Annotated in this window: 12 protein-coding genes; 9 read left to right on the forward strand and 3 right to left on the reverse strand. The window is 64.2% G+C overall.

Annotated elements, in window-relative coordinates; all coding sequences use genetic code 11:
* Nucleotides 1-101: 101 nt before the first annotated feature.
* Both B0E51_RS15640 and ubiH read right to left on the reverse strand, forming a co-directional pair.
* A complete protein-coding gene (locus B0E51_RS15640) occupies nt 102-1313 on the reverse strand; it encodes a UbiH/UbiF/VisC/COQ6 family ubiquinone biosynthesis hydroxylase (protein ID WP_077445809.1) in 1212 nt (403 codons plus the stop codon).
* Nucleotides 1310-2539 (reverse strand): 2-octaprenyl-6-methoxyphenyl hydroxylase, encoded by a 1230-nt coding sequence (gene ubiH / locus B0E51_RS15645; protein WP_077445810.1) that lies wholly within the window; start codon nt 2537-2539, stop codon nt 1310-1312. The genes B0E51_RS15640 and ubiH overlap by 4 nt, the downstream gene beginning before the upstream one ends.
* An 88-nt stretch (nt 2540-2627) precedes the next feature.
* On the opposite strand from ubiH, the gene B0E51_RS15650 reads away from it, so the two are divergent.
* The 9 genes from B0E51_RS15650 (at nt 2628) to B0E51_RS15690 (ending at nt 11985) form a co-directional block, all read left to right on the forward strand.
* On the forward strand, nt 2628-3254 hold the full coding sequence (locus B0E51_RS15650) for a hypothetical protein (RefSeq protein ID WP_077445811.1): 627 nt from the start codon (nt 2628-2630) through the stop codon (nt 3252-3254).
* Nucleotides 3255-3273: 19 nt separating this feature from the next.
* Entirely contained in the window at nt 3274-3846 is a 573-nt protein-coding gene (locus B0E51_RS15655) for a cob(I)yrinic acid a,c-diamide adenosyltransferase (RefSeq protein ID WP_077445812.1), read from the forward strand.
* An 8-nt stretch (nt 3847-3854) separates the two neighbouring features.
* Nucleotides 3855-4775, forward strand: coding sequence for a histone deacetylase family protein (locus B0E51_RS15660; protein WP_077445813.1), 921 nt, complete (start codon nt 3855-3857; stop codon nt 4773-4775).
* A gap of 300 nt (nt 4776-5075) precedes the next feature.
* On the forward strand, nt 5076-7508 hold the full coding sequence (lptD, locus tag B0E51_RS15665) for an LPS assembly protein LptD (protein ID WP_143525961.1): 2433 nt from the start codon (nt 5076-5078) through the stop codon (nt 7506-7508).
* A 25-nt stretch (nt 7509-7533) separates the two neighbouring features.
* A complete protein-coding gene (locus B0E51_RS15670; RefSeq protein WP_077445815.1) occupies nt 7534-8877 on the forward strand; it encodes a peptidylprolyl isomerase in 1344 nt (447 codons plus the stop codon).
* Between the two features lie 6 nt (nt 8878-8883).
* Entirely contained in the window at nt 8884-9879 is a 996-nt protein-coding gene (pdxA, locus tag B0E51_RS15675; RefSeq protein WP_077445816.1) for a 4-hydroxythreonine-4-phosphate dehydrogenase PdxA, read from the forward strand.
* Nucleotides 9876-10664 carry a 16S rRNA (adenine(1518)-N(6)/adenine(1519)-N(6))-dimethyltransferase RsmA gene (rsmA, locus tag B0E51_RS15680; RefSeq protein ID WP_077445817.1) on the forward strand — a complete coding sequence of 263 codons (789 nt, stop codon included), beginning with the start codon at nt 9876-9878 and terminating at the stop codon, nt 10662-10664. The genes pdxA and rsmA overlap by 4 nt, the downstream gene beginning before the upstream one ends.
* A gap of 71 nt (nt 10665-10735) precedes the next feature.
* Nucleotides 10736-11119 (forward strand): Co2+/Mg2+ efflux protein ApaG, encoded by a 384-nt coding sequence (gene apaG, locus B0E51_RS15685; protein ID WP_077441104.1) that lies wholly within the window; start codon nt 10736-10738, stop codon nt 11117-11119.
* Between the two features lie 14 nt (nt 11120-11133).
* A complete protein-coding gene (locus tag B0E51_RS15690) occupies nt 11134-11985 on the forward strand; it encodes a symmetrical bis(5'-nucleosyl)-tetraphosphatase (RefSeq protein WP_077445818.1) in 852 nt (283 codons plus the stop codon).
* A gap of 57 nt (nt 11986-12042) precedes the next feature.
* Here the strand turns inward: B0E51_RS15690 and secA are convergent, their stop codons facing one another.
* A complete protein-coding gene (gene secA / locus B0E51_RS15695; protein ID WP_077445819.1) occupies nt 12043-14769 on the reverse strand; it encodes a preprotein translocase subunit SecA in 2727 nt (908 codons plus the stop codon).
* Nucleotides 14770-14904: the final 135 nt, after the last annotated feature.

Raw genomic sequence — 14904 nt, forward strand, 5'->3', positions numbered from 1 at the left:
CCCCTGCTCGCAGGGGAGGGTCGGGGCGGGGTGCTCTTCGTCACAAGGTCAAAAGCTTTACTCCTCCCACCTCCCTCTGCAGGCAGAGGGAGGAGAAAAGTTCAGAATCCGGCGGCATGCCCGGCGATGCGCCGCTTCAGCGGCGCAAGGTGATCGAGCAGGCGCACGCCGAGTCCGCGTGCGGCGACCAGCGCCGGCGATTGCCACGCATAGATACGTGCCAGCGCATCGAAGCCCAGTGCATCGAGCGTGTCGGCACTGCGCCGGCGACGTGCGTAACGGCGCAGTACATGCCTGGCGCCGATGTCGCGGCCGGCGTTGCGTGCTGCGAGCAACGTATCACGCAACTCGGCCACGTCGCGCAACCCGAGATTGACACCCTGGCCGGCCAGCGGATGCACTGCATGCGCGGCATCGCCAAGCAACACGAAACGATCGGCCTGATAGCTTTCGGCAAGTTGCAGCTTCAGCGGAAACGCCGCACGCCTTGTCGCGGCAAGGATCCGCCCCAGCCGGAAATCGCTGGCCAAGCCAAGTTCGTCCAGAAAAGCCTGCTCGTCCAGTGCCAGCACACGCTGTGCCTCAGCCTCAGGCAACGACCACACGATCGAGCTGCGACCATCCGCCAACGGCAGCAAGGCCAGCGGCCCGCTCGGCAGGAAGCGTTGCCACGCGGTGTTCTCGTGCGGCCGCTCCGTGCGGACATGGGCCACCACCGCGCGCTGCGCATAGTCGCGACCACGCGTCCCGATGCCTGCCAGCTGACGCAGCGGCGAGGCGGCGCCGTCGGCGGCCACGAGCAATCCCGCAGCCAGCGTTTCACCATCCGCAAGCTCCAGCTGGATGCGATCCTCGCGTGCCTCGAAACCCTTCACCTCGGCCGGGCACAGGCGACGCACGCCGGCGGCTTCGAGTGCCTGCCACAGTGTCCACTGCACCAGACTATTTTCGACGATATAGCCGAGCAGGTCGTGCCCTTCGCTGGCTGCATCGAAGTCGATCGCCGCACCGCTCTCGGCATCCCATACATGCATGTGTGCATACGGACCAACACGGGCATCACGAATGGACGTCCAGACGCCCAGATCCTTCAGTAGCGCCAGCGAGGATGGCGCCAGGCCAACCACGCGCAGGTCCACTTCGTCGTCCATGCTCCACGCTGTCGGTGCACGCGCCTCCAGCAGCGCAGTACTGAAGCCTGCACGTGCCAACGCCAGCGCAGCGGCGGCACCAACCATGCCGCCGCCGACGACGGCGACATCCAGTGCCGGTGCACGGCGGCGCATCGAAACCTCCTGCAGTGGCGTATTCATGAAAGCCGCTCCAGTACTGCCAGCGGCGATTCACCCCTGAACCCCATGCCACGCCGTGCCAATGCGCGTTGCAGCGGTGGCACACGGTCGCAGGCCAACAAGGCCAGCGAGCGTAGCGGCGCCAGCATGGGTTGTGGCAGGCAGGCCAGCCGCACCAGGCCGTGACTCATCGCCATGGTGCCGCCGCGATCCGGTGCACGGCGTGCGGCATAGCGCTCCAGCAGATCGACAGCACCCGGATCCGGTGCTGCCGCCACCAGCTCGGCCAGCGTCAGCGCGTCACGCAGACCCAGATTGAAACCCTGCGCACCGATCGGATGCACGGTCTGTGCGGCATTCCCGACCAGTACCGCACGCGGCCCGGTCAACTGCGCCGCGGCGACGCGATGGATCGGATACGGATGACGCCGGCCGGGCCGCGTCAGGCGACCGAGACGCCAGCCGAATCGACGCTGCGCCAGTTCGATGAAGCCTGCATCATCGAGTGCGGCGACCGCATCCGTCTCGTCGGCAGCGACGGTCAGCACCAACCCGCAGCGACGCTCGGCCAGCGGCAGCAGCGCGATCGGGCCATCATCGGCGAAACGCTCGTAGGCACGATTGGCATGCTCGCGCTCTGGCGTGACCGTGCAGACGAACAGCGTTTGCCGATAATCATGCCGCTCGGCATCGATGCCGAGCTGTGCGCGCACGAACGAGTTGGTACCGTCAGCACCGACCAGCAGCCGCGTGTCGATGCTGCGCACGCCATCGGCGGTACTGATCTGCGCACGCCAGCCATCAGCCAGCGGCTGCAGCGCGGACAAGGTCGCAGGTGCGAGCCGGGTCAGCCGGGTGCATTCGTCCAGCCGCTGCAGCAGGGCCGCGCCGAGTTCGCGCGCTGGCAGCGTCCAGCCCAGCGCATCGACACCGTGCCGATCCGCATCGATGCGTGCACTGCCGAATTCACCGGCACGGCTTACATGGATATGCCTGATCGGTGTGGCACGCGCCGCGGCATGCCGCCATACACCGATCGCATCGAGCCCGTTGACGGTGGCCCGTGCCAGTGCCAGGTTGCGTTCGTCGTAGCTGGGCTGGGCATCGGCGCGCGGCGCGGCGGTTTCGACCAGGGTGGTGGCGACACCTGCGGCATCCAGCGCGATCGCCAGGCTGGCGCCCACCAGGCCACCACCGATGATCAGGACGCCAGGCTCGTTCATGGCGGAAGAAGCGAGGTCATTCATGGGCCGATGATACGCGGTGAGGCTGCCTGCGTCCTCGTGCATTGGGCTAGACTAGCGGTTTATACAGACGCCTATACGGAGCACCTCCATGGTCAAGACACTGACCCAACGCCTCGGCATCTTGCTGGTACTCGCCCTGGTGATGGCGGCCACCCGCGTGCACCACTCCTTCCTGCATCACTTCGATGCGCTGCCGGACGCCTCGTGGGGCATTTTCTTCCTTGCCGGCTTCTGGCTGCGCGGCACCGGTCGCTGGGCCGGCTTTCGTTGGGCATTTCCGCTGCTGATGGCCGAAGCAGTGCTGATCGACTATCTGGTCATCACCAACCAGGGCATCGATTTCTGGAGCCACTACTGCGTATCGGCAGCCTACTGGTTCCTGATTCCGTCGTATTTCAGCCTGTGGCTGGGTGGCAGCTGGTTGGCACGTCACCAGATCGGCTTGCGTTTGCAGACTCTGGGCATGGCCGTCGTGGCCCTGCTGGTCAGCTGGGCGGTGTGTTATCTGCTGTCCAATGGCAGCTTCTACTGGCTCAGCAGCAGCGTGCCGCTGCCGCGCAGCTTTGCGGCATGGTTCGCCAATCTGGGCGACTGGTATCTGCCGTTCCTGCAGACCACGGCGCTGTATGTCGGCGTAGGTGCTTTCTTGCACGTCCTGGCGATCCAGCTGACGCGTGCACTGAAGCAGGCTGACCAGCCGAATCTGCCGCGCTGAGTCAGCGCAGCAAATCGCCATGGGCAACCGCCTTTCGAAGATCTATACGCGTACCGGCGACGACGGCAGTACCGGCCTCGGCGACGGCTCGCGCGTGGGCAAGGATTCGCTGCGGGTCAATGCCTACGGCACGGTGGACGAGCTCAACAGCACGATCGGCATGGTGCTGGCTGCCGACGGTGTCGATGCCACGATAAGCGACGTGCTCGGCCAGGTGCAGCACGCCCTGTTCGACCTCGGCGGCGAGCTGTGCATCCCGGGCATGGCGCTGATCGAGGATGCCGACATCGAACGGCTGGAGCAGGTGCTCGATGGCTTCAACGATCCACTGCCGCCGCTGAAGGATTTCATCCTGCCCGGTGGCGGCATGGCAGCGGCCTGCTGCCACCTGGCACGTACCGTGTGCCGCCGCGCCGAGCGCGAGGTGATCACCCTGGCGCGGGTCGAGACCGTGCGTCCGCAGGTACAGCGTTACCTCAACCGATTGTCCGACCTGCTATTCGTGATTTCGCGTGTTCTGGCGCGTACCAGCGGCCATGGCGAGGTGCTGTGGCAGCACGAGCGGCGTCGCAAGCCCCAGTCTGCCGGATAAGCCACCGCATGCAGCGGCTGTACACCCATCCCGCCTGTCTGCTGCATGATCCCGGCCCGGGACATGCCGAACAGCCGGCGCGACTGCGTGCCGTGTTGCAGGCACTGGATCACGATCGCTACGCCGCGCTCGACCGCGTCGAGGCGCCTCAAGCCACCCGTGAGCAGCTGTTGCGGGTGCATGGCGCCGCCCATGTCGACCGGATCCTGGCCTGTACTGCGCACGAAGGCAGGCAATGGCTGGATGCGGACACGGCGATGTCGCCGGGATCGATCGAGGCGGCCCTGCGCGCCGCCGGCGCCGCCGTGGCGGCGGTCGACGCCGTCATGACCAGCGCGACCACGCACGCGTTCTGCGCTGTGCGTCCGCCTGGCCACCATGCCACGCGCGACCAGGCGATGGGCTTCTGCCTGTTCAACAACATCGCCGTGGCCGCGGCGCATGCGCTGGATGCGCATGGCCTGAAGCGCATCGCCATCGCCGACTTCGACGTGCACCACGGCAACGGCACGCAGGCCATCTTCGAGCGCGAACCGCGCGTGCTGTTCGCATCCAGTCACCAGTCGCCGCTGTACCCGGACAGCGGGCGCGAAGACGAACGCGGTGTCGGCAACATCGTCAACGGCATCCTGTCGCCCGGTGCCGGCTCGCATGAGTTCCGCGAGTTGTGGGACAGCGTGCTGCTGCCACGGTTGCAGGCCTTCAAGCCACAATTGGTACTGGTCTCGGCCGGCTTCGACGCGCATCGCAACGACCCGCTGGCGGACATCAGGCTGGGCCAGGAAGACTACGTCTGGATCACCGAGCGCCTGGCGACACTGGCCCGAACATATGCCGGTGGCCGGCTGGTCTCCACGCTGGAAGGCGGCTACGACCTCGCTGCACTGGCCGCCTGCGCAAGCGCGCATGCGGGCACGCTTGCCGACTAGCCCTCCTTAACCTGGCGGTTTGGGTACCCACGTCGTACTTGCTTCGCGCCACGGGCGCACAGGTATAGGCACCCGCCTCATGATGATGGTGTCACTGTCCGCTGAAAGGTGGTTCGATGGCCAAACAGCGGCGGATCGCATGTTGCTTCTGAGCCAGCCCGACGTGCCATCAGGCATCGGTCCTGCTCGATTTGTGCCCACTCATGCTGAATCTTCGCACTGCCCCGATAAAGGTTTGCCTGCCGCCAGATGGGGCTTTCTGCTAGCTTAACCAGCCTTCAACGTCGGCAGACTTCCACTGTGATGTCCAAGTTCCCCCCACGCCGCCTGCTGGCGGTTGCCGCAGCTCTTGCCCTGGTCGGCGGACAAGCCGAAGCCAAGGGTGACCAGAACCGTCCCAAGAGCTCGCTGGACGGCTCCGAACAGGTATGCCCACTGGGTTCGTTTCACTGTACGCCGCGGCCCTACAACTACGCGATGTGCCGACCCAACGCCATGCTGGAGTTCTACGACCCGACCCTGAGCAAGGACTCCGATCTGCGTGATACCAGCCCGGCGTATGCCAGGGCAAAGTTGGTGGACAGCTCGAACCAGACGATTTATCACCTGGCTGGCGACGCCTGGCTGACGCGGGCGGATCAGCGCGTACAGGCCGACACGATCGATTACAACGACGACACCACCGACTACGATGCCCGCGGCAACGTCCGTTACCAGGAGGCCGGCCAGCTGATGGCGGGTTCCCACATGCGCGGCAACACCGATGCCAACCGCGGCATTGCCGACGACGTGCGCTACCAGATGCTGGATGAGCGCGGCAACGGCGTGGCCAAGCAGGGACAGATGCTGGATGCCCAGCACACCCGTTATTCCATGGCCACCTATTCCACCTGCGACCTCGGCCATCACGCGTGGGAGTTCCGTGGCAAGACGATCACCATCGACAAGGCAACCGGTGTCGGCGTGGCACGCGATGCCACCATGCGCATCGGCAACGTGCCGTTCCTTTACCTGCCGTACTTCAGCTTCCCGGTCGATCACCAGCGCAAGAGCGGTTTTCTGTATCCGAGCTTTGGTCGAAGCAGCCGTTCCGGCTTCGAGATCAGCACGCCGTACTACCTGAATCTGGCGCCGAACTACGACGCCACCCTGGATCCGCGCATCTATACCCTGCGCGGATCGATGCTGGCCGGCGAATTCCGCTATCTGGTACCCGGCAGCAACGGCCAGCTCAACCTGGAATATGTACCGAACGATCATGGCCCCAGCGACGGGCTGGCCGATACCCAGGGCACATCCCGGTATCTGGTCAGCTACACGGATCGCACGCAGCTGTGGCAAGGCTGGGCCTTCGTCGGCTCCTACAATCATGCCTCGGACAGCAGTTACCTGTACGACTACGGCAATGCGCTGTCGCATACGGTGATCTATGCCTTTGCCTCCAATGCCGCGATCGTTGGTGGCGGCAAGTGGTGGAATGCCTCGTTCGGCGGCACGATCTACCAGAACACCAATCCGTTCGCCACCGACTCCTCGCTGCCCTATGAGCAGCTGCCCTATGCAAATTTCAGCATGGACGTGCCGCTGAACCACTGGCTGGAATTCGGCATGAACAGCTCGGTGGCGGAATTCCGCAAGGACGACAACGTCGACGGCCAGCGCGCTGACATCTACCCCTATCTTGCCGCCGATTTCGGCACCTCGGCCTGGTTCGTGCGACCGAAGCTGGCCTATCGCTACACCGCCTACCAACTGGATGGCGACTACCAGAACTACGGTTACTACGGACTACTCAGCAGCGGCACCACATCACCGTTCACGCAGCAATCGCCAAGCCGCTCGCTGCCCATCGTCAGCCTCGACAGCGGCCTGGTATTCGACCGCAGCACCTCGCTGTTCGGCGACAGCTACACGCAGACCCTGGAACCGCGGCTGTATTACCTCTACGTTCCCTACCGCAACCAGAACGACCTGCCGCTGTTCGACAGCAGCCTGATGTCATTCGACTACTGGCAGCTGTTCTCGCCAAACCAGTTCGCCGGCGCGGATCGCCAGATGAACGCGAACAACCTCACCGGGGCTATCACCAGCCGTCTGCTGGACGAAGATGGCGTCGAACGCCTGTCGGCCAGTTTCGGGCAGATCCGCTATTTCACGCCGCAGCGGGTGCAGTTGCCCAACGGATCGAACACCATTCCCGCCGTCACCGACTGGTCCGGCTCGGACTATGTCACCGAGCTGGACCTGCAGCTCAGCGATCGCTGGCGCCTGAGCAGCGAATATCAGTGGAACCCGAACAGCCGCGGCACCGACATGGCCTCGCTGGAACTGCAGCACCGGCTGGGCAGCGACGGCGTCCTCAATTTCTCGTATCACTATCGCCGCGACCTGATGGAACAATACAGCGTATCCGCGGTCTACCCGCTGTCTGATCGCTGGCGCCTGCTCGGATCCTGGACTTACGCGGTTCCCATCAAGAACATGGTCGAGGCACCCACCGGTACGGTCGATGCCATGGCCGGCGTGGAATACGACAGCTGCTGCGTCACTCTGCGGCTGGTCGATCGCAGTTATGTAAATCAGGCTTATTACGGACTGATTCCGGTCCCCACAGGCAGCAATATCAATCGTCGCGATAACGCCGTCATGTTCGAGATGGTCTTCAAGGGACTGGGCTCGTCGGGCGGTAAAATCGATAACCTGCTACGCCGTGATATTCTCGGCTATCAATAATCACCGTAGTCACCGGCTTTCACTGATGAAGCAACTCATTGCACTTCTCCTGTTCGCACTCGCGATCACGCTCCCCGCTCATGCCCAACTGCTGACGGCAAACGTGCCGGCCAGCCAGCCGATTGATCGCATTGTGGCCGTTGTCAACGATGACGTGATCCTGCAGAGTGATCTGGACAGCGCCGTGCGCTCGATCCAGCAACAGTACGCGGGCCACACCGAACAGCTGCCGCCGATGAACGTACTGCAGCAACAGGTGCTCGATCGACTGGTGCTGATGCGACTGCAGTTGCAGAAGGCGGGTGACCAGGGCGTACACGTCTCCAACGACGATGTCGATCAGGCCGTGGCCAGCGTCGCCCAGCAGAACAAGCTCACCCCCGATCAGCTGCGTGCGGCCGTGGAGCAGTCAGGCGCCAGCTTTGCAGCCTTCCGCGAGCAGCTGTCGGACCAGATCACGGTGCAACGCCTGCATGAGAGCGTGGTGCACGATTCAGTCACGGTCACTGACAGCGAGATCGACAACCTGCTGAACAGCCCGACCTACAAGGCGGGGGAAGTGCATCTGGCACACATCCAGATCAGCATTCCCGGCGGCGCCGACGCAGCCGCGATCCAGACCAGTCAGACCAAGGCCGAGCAAGCACTCGCCGCGATCAAGGGCGGGATGGATTTCCATGCCGCGGCGATCCGCTACTCCGATGCGCCCGATGCGCTGGACGGCGGGGACCTCGGCTGGCGTCGCATGGACGAGATTCCGCCGGCCTTCGCGGACACGGTCGAGTCGATGAAGTCAGGCGATGTCAGCGCGGCCCTGCGCGGCCCGACCGGCTTCCATATCATCAAGCTGATCGATCAGCGCAAGAACGACCGTTCGATGGTCACCGAATTCCATGCCCGGCAGATCCTGATCAAGCCGAGCGAACTGGTGACTCCCGCACAGGCCCAGCAGCAGGCGCAGGATCTGTACAGCCGTATCGTCAACAAGCATGAAGACTTCGCCGCACTGGCCAAGGAACATTCCAAGGACGACACCACCGCCAATCTCGGCGGCGACATGGGCTGGTTCCCGCAGGACCAGTGGGGTTCGATCATCGCCAAGCAACTGGACGACCTGAAGGACAACGAAGTCTCGCACCCGTTCCAGAGCGAGGCCGGCTGGCACATCCTGCAGCGTCTCGGCACCCGTCAGAGCGACAAGACTGTGCAGCTCGCGCGCAATCAGGCACGCGAGGCGATTGGCAACCGCAAGTCCGATCAGGTCTACGACGATTATCTGCGTGACCTGCGCGCCAACGCCTACATCAACATCCTGGTACCCGAGCTGCGTGAGGCCGGCAACCAGGCTGCCGCCGACGCGTCACCGTAAGCCGGTTTGGGCGCCCACCTTCCCCGGCTCGCGGTCACTGCCGGCGAGCCGGCGGGCATCGGTGCGGAACTGCTGATCCGTCTGGCCGCCAGTACGCTGGCGGTCGATCTGGTCGCAATCACTGATCGCACCTTGCTGGAGCGTGCCGCTGCTCGCTGCGGCACCCTGATCGAATTGACCGACGATGACGGCAGCATGCAGACGCAGCGTCGCCCAGGCACGCTGCGTCTTCACCATATACCGCTGGCGGTTGCCGAGGTACCCGGCCAGCCCGATCCGCGCAACGCCCGTCATGTGCTGGCCACGCTTGCCGAAGCCGCCGATGGATGCATGGCCGGGCGCTACGATGCCGTGGTCACCGCACCACTGCAGAAATCCTCGATCAACGAGGCCGGCATCCGCTTCAGCGGGCACACCGAATTCTTTGCCGAACGCGCGCACGCCGACGTGGTGATGATGCTGGCCAGCCCGGAACTGCGGGTGGCACTGGCGACGACCCATCTGCCGCTGGCGGCGGTATCGGCAGCCATTACCCGCGAATCGCTGACCCGCACGCTGCGCATCGTGCACGCCGAGCTGCGTCTCAAGTTCGGCATCGCCGAACCACGCGTGGCTGTGCTGGGTCTCAATCCCCACGCAGGCGAAAGCGGTCATCTCGGTCACGAGGAAATCGACACGCTGATTCCGGTACTGGACACATTGCGCGGCGAAGGCATGCATCTGCTCGGCCCGCTGCCGGCCGACACCGCGTTCGTGCCGGCGCAACGTCTGCACTACGATGCGGTGCTGGCGATGTACCACGACCAGGCGCTGCCGGTGCTGAAGAGCGAAGCGTTCGACCGCACCGTCAACCTCACCCTCGGCCTGCCGTTCATCCGCACCTCGGTCGATCACGGTACTGCGCTGGATCTGGCTGGCAGCGGCAAGGCCGACCCGGCCAGCCTGATGGCAGCAACACGCATGGCCATGGATCTTGTTGCACGCAGGGAGCACGCCGCATGAACGCCCGCCCCAAAAAAAGCTTTGGCCAGCATTTCCTGCACGACCGGCGCTACATCGATCGCATCGTCAGTGCAGTTGCGCCACGAGCGGAGGATTTCGTGGTCGAGATCGGTCCCGGCGAAGGTGCGTTGACGCTGCCGCTGCTGGCCGCCGCCGGCAAACTCACCGCGATCGAGCTGGACACCGACCTGATTCCCGGCCTGCAGGCACGCGCTGCCACGGCGGGTGAGCTGCATATCATCCACGCTGACGTGCTGAAGGTGAACTTCACCGCGATGGCGCACAGTCATGGCGTACCGCGCCTGCGCATCGCCGGCAACCTGCCTTACTACATCTCCAGTCCGATCCTGTTCCACTGCGTCGAACACGCTGCGGCAATCCAGGATATGCACTTCATGTTGCAGAAGGAAGTGGTCGAGCGGATGGCCGCCGAGCCGGGCAGCAAGGTGTACGGCCGGTTGTCCGTGATGTTGCAGCTGGCATGCCGGGTCGAACCGCTTTTCGATGTGCCGCCGGAGGCCTTTCGACCGCCACCGAAGGTGGAGTCCGCCGTGGTGCGGCTGCTGCCGCTGCCGACCGACGAGCTGCATGACGCCCAGCCCGGGCACGTTTATGCGGTGGTCAAGGCGGCGTTCGGACAGCGGCGCAAGACGCTTGCGAATGCGCTCAGGCAACTGATGGATGGTGATGCCATCCGTCGCGCCGACGTCGACCCCAAGGCCCGTGCCGAGACGCTTGCCCCAGCTGACTTCGTGCGCCTGGCCAAGGTCTACGGCAGTCTCTGATTTCCGCGCATGCCCGCAGCGGATTGCGGCTGCATCGCCCCATTCGTGACGGCAGGCCTTACAATCGGTCCATGACTGAAAAACCTTCCTACACGATCGACGTGCAGGTCGAAACCCGCTTCGTTCCCGACCAGTCGAAGCCCGGTGACAATCGCTACGTTTTCGCCTACACCGTCACCCTGCGCAATGCCGGCGACATGCCGGCGCGCCTGCTCACCCGCCACTGGATGATCACCGACGCCAACGGCAAGGTGGAGGAAGTGCGTGGCGATGGCGTGGTTGGCGAGCAGCCATGGATGCGTCCCGGCGATGATTACGAGTACACCTCGGGTGCCGTGCTGGAAACTCCGGTCGGTACCATGGGTGGCAGCTACCAGATGCTGGCCGACGACGGCACGCAGTTCGATGCGCCGATTCCGACCTTCACCCTGTCCATCCCGCGTACCCTGCACTGATGGCCCTGCTCTAGATGGCCACCTATGCGATCGGCGACGTGCAGGGCTGCTATCCCGAACTGCAACGCCTGCTGGACAAGCTGCGTTTTGATACGGCACAGGATCAACTGTGGTTTTGCGGCGACCTGGTCAATCGAGGCGGCCAATCGCTGGAAACGCTGCGGCTGATCCACGGCCTGCGCGAGCACAGCGTGGTCACGCTCGGCAACCATGACCTGAGCCTGCTCGCGATCGCTCAACGACGCCAGGATGCCCAGGCGCGGGTGAACCCCGAGCTGCGTGAAGTGCTGTTTGCCGAGGACGCACCGGTACTGTTCGAATGGCTGCGTTCGCAGAAACTGCTGCACCACGACGAACAGCTCAACTGGACGATGGTGCATGCGGGCTTGGCACCGATGTGGACACTGCGTCAAGCCCAGCGCTCCGCCCAGGATGTCGAGCGCGAGCTCTCCAGTCCGCGGCATCCGCGCCTGCTGCGCAACCTGTTCGGCAACCGTCCGGCAGTCTGGTCAAGCCGCCTGCAAGGCCTGGAGCGCCAGCGCGCGACGATCAACACGATGACCCGGATGCGCTACTGCGACGTCAATGGCCGTATCGATTTCGAGGCCAAGGACATTCCCGGTACACAGAAGCCTGGCCTCTACCCGTGGTACGAAGTGCCTGGCATGCGTCGTCGCGATACCCGCATCGTGTGCGGGCACTGGTCGGCACTCGGCCGTTTCGCGGGGCTCGGCGTGCACGCGATCGACACCGGCTGCGTGTGGGGTGGTCAGCTCACCGCGCTGCGCCTGGATGGCGAGGAGCCGCAGTACATCGCGGTCAACGCCGAACCGCATCGCAAACGACCGCCGGGCGTCGAGGACTGATCCGTCACCCAGGAAAAACCCCGCCGCGGCGGGGTTTTTCCTGGGTGTCACGCCGACTCAGGCCAGCTGGCCATGGCAATGCTTGTACTTCTTGCCGGAACCGCACGGACACGGATCGTTGCGACCAATCTTCGGACCATCCTGCTGGGTCGGTCGCGGCGCGCCAGCCTGCCCCTCCAGCGCATCTCCACCACCGAACGCATCCACCGGGGCACCGCCGCCGGTAGCCAGCATCTGTTTCTGCAGGCGCTCGGCGATGCGCTGCTGCTCGGCCTCCATCGCAGCGACTTCCTCCTCGCTGCGAATGCGGATCCGCGCCAGCATCTGCACCACCTCGGCCTTGATGCGGTCGAGCATTTCGGAGAACAGCCGGAACGATTCGCGCTTGAACGCCTGCTTCGGATCCTGCTGTGCATAGCCGACCAGATAGATGCCCTGACGCAGGTAATCCATGTTGGACAGGTGATCCTTCCAGGCGTTGTCGACCACCGTCAGCATGATGTGCTTTTCCAGCTGGCGCATGGTCTCGGCGCCGATCTGGGTCTCCTTCGCCTGGAACAGCTCGTTCACCGCGTCGCGCACATGCCCGAGGATCATCTCGGCATCCACCTCGTGCTGCTGCTCGACCCAGTGCCGGAGATCAAGCGAGAGGCCGAATGCACCTTCCAGCTCACGGTCGAGGCCGGCCAGATCCCACTGTTCGTCAATGCTCTCGGCAGGCACATGGGCACGCGTCATCGATTGCGCCACGTCCTCGCGGATATCGGCAACGGTCGCCGACACATCGTCGCCCTCGAGCAACTCGTCGCGCTGGCGATAGATCACCTTGCGCTGGTCGTTGGCGACGTCGTCGAATTCCAGCAGGTGCTTGCGGATGTCGAAGTTGTGCTGCTCGACCTTGCGCTGGGCCTTCTCGATCTGCCGGCTGATCATGCGATCTTCCAGCGCGTCGTCGTCCTTCATGCCGAAGCGCTTCATCCAGCGGATCAGGCCTTCGCCACCGAAGATGCGCAGCAGGTTGTCTTCCAGCGACAGGTAGAAACGCGAGGAACCCGGGTCGCCCTGACGGCCGGAGCGGCCACGCAGCTGGTTGTCGATACGCCGCGATTCGTGCCGCTCGGTACCGATGATGTGCAGGCCACCGGCAGCGAGCACCTGTTCGTGCAGCTTCTTCCATTCGGTCTTGACGCGCTGGCGATCCATTTCGCTGGCGTCCGCCGGCAGCGCCGTCATGGCCGCGTCCAGGCTGCCGCCAAGCACGATATCGGTGCCGCGACCGGCCATGTTGGTGGCGATGGTGACCTGGCCCGGTGCACCGGCCTGCGCGACGATGTGTGCCTCACGCTCATGCTGCTTGGCGTTGAGCACCTCGTGCGGCACCTTGGCCTTGGTCAGCATGCCGGACAACAGTTCGGACACCTCGATCGAGGTGGTGCCGACCAGCACCGGTTGCCCGCGCTTGTGGCAGTCCTTGATGTCCTCGATCACCGAGCGGTACTTCGGCTCCTGCGCGAGGAAGATCATGTCCGAGTTGTCCTTGCGGATCATCGGCATGTGGGTGGGGATCACCACCACCTCGAGGCCGTAGATGCTCTGGAACTCGAACGCCTCGGTGTCGGCCGTGCCGGTCATGCCGGCCAGCTTCTTGTACATGCGGAACAGGTTCTGGAACGTCACCGTGGCCAGCGTCTGGTTCTCGCGCTGGATCGACACGCCTTCCTTCGCCTCGACCGCCTGATGCAGACCGTCGGACCAGCGGCGGCCCGGCAGGGTGCGGCCGGTGAACTCGTCGACGATGATCACTTCACCGTCGCGCACGATGTAATCGACATCGCGCTGGTAGATGCCATTGGCGCGCAACGCGGCATTGAGGTGATGCACTACCGCCAGGTTCTTCGAATCGTACAGGCCGCTGTCCTGTTCGATCACGCCAGCCGCGCGCAGCAGTTCGTCTGCATGCTGCATGCCCGCTTCGGACAGATGCACCTGCTTCTGCTTTTCGTCGACCCAGTAGTCGCCGTCGCCTTCTTCCTCGGTCTGCCGGACCATCTGCGGCACGATCTTGTTCACCGCGAGATACAGCTGCGGGGAATCCTCGGCCGGCCCGGAGATGATCAACGGCGTGCGCGCCTCATCGATCAGGATCGAGTCGACCTCATCGACGATCGCGTAGTGCAGGCCGCGCTGGTAGCGCTGTTCCTTGCTCAACGCCATGTTGTCGCGCAGATAATCGAAACCGAACTCGTTGTTGGTGCCGTACGTAATGTCGGCTGCATACGCCGCGTGCTTGTCGGCGTGATCCATGCCCGGATACACCACGCCCACGTTCAGGCCGAGGAAGTTGTACAGCTTGCCCATCTGCGCCGAGTCACGGCGAGCCAGATAGTCATTGACGGTGACTACGTGCACACCCTTGCCGGCGAGCGCATTGAGGTAGACCGGCAAGGTGCCAACCAGGGTCTTGCCCTCGCCGGTGCGCATCTCGGCGATCTTGCCCGAGTGCAGCACCATGCCACCGATCATCTGCACGTCGTAATGGCGCATGCCAAGTGTGCGCCTGGCCGCCTCGCGCACTACCGCAAACGCCTCCGGCAGCAGCTTGTCCAATGATTCGCCGTCGGCGATCCGCTGCTTGAACTCGGTGGTCTTGCCGCGCAAGGCATCGTCACCGAGTTTCTCGAACTCGGCTTCCAGCGCGTTGATACGGGTAACGGATCGGGAGAGCTGACGCAGTACGCGATCGTTGCGGCTACCGAACAGGCTCGTCAGGGCACGATTGAACATCGATCTTCCGGATAGGGAAACAGGTTACCCGCTGCGGTCACGGGCCAATCGGGCATCTTACTACATGCCTACTACGGCCGGCCCACTTCGACCGGCCTACTAACGAGAGACTTGCCGCGGCATGGCCACCGTGAC

This window comes from Rhodanobacter sp. C05, from assembly GCF_002001165.1.
Taxonomy (GTDB): domain Bacteria; phylum Pseudomonadota; class Gammaproteobacteria; order Xanthomonadales; family Rhodanobacteraceae; genus Rhodanobacter.